The 393-nt window shown below is 49.6% G+C and carries 1 protein-coding gene; it reads left to right on the top strand.

Going from position 1 to position 393, the window contains the following annotated elements:
* Window positions 1-48: 48 nt before the first annotated feature.
* Window positions 49-393: 30S ribosomal protein S9 (rpsI, locus tag B3S86_RS15250; protein ID WP_290754302.1), on the top strand; the 345-nt coding region annotated here is incomplete at its 3' end.

The raw sequence follows: 393 nt of genomic DNA on the forward strand, positions 1-393 counted from the left end.
GAAGTTTACGAACTTCGCGGTTAATACGAATTTAGGAGGAACTACACGATGGCAGATGTACGTTACTACGGCACTGGTCGCCGGAAACACGCGGCAGCGCGCGTTTTCCTCGTTGCTGGAGACGGTAAAGTCACAGTTAACGGTCGCGATATCAGCGAATACTTCGGTTATGAGACATTGATCATGACTGCAAAAGAACCACTCGTAATCACAGAAACAGAAGGCAAGTACGATGTAATCGTAACGGTCAAAGGCGGCGGCTTCACTGGTCAAGCAGGCGCTATCCGTCACGGTATCTCACGTGCTCTTCTTCAAGCGGATCCAGAATTCCGCGGCGCACTCAAAGCGAAAGGCTTCTTGACTCGTGATGCTCGTATGAAAGAGCGTAAAAAA

Origin of the sequence: Exiguobacterium sp. UBA3968, assembly GCF_002385115.1 — a bacterium.
GTDB lineage: Bacteria > Bacillota > Bacilli > Exiguobacteriales > Exiguobacteriaceae > Exiguobacterium_A.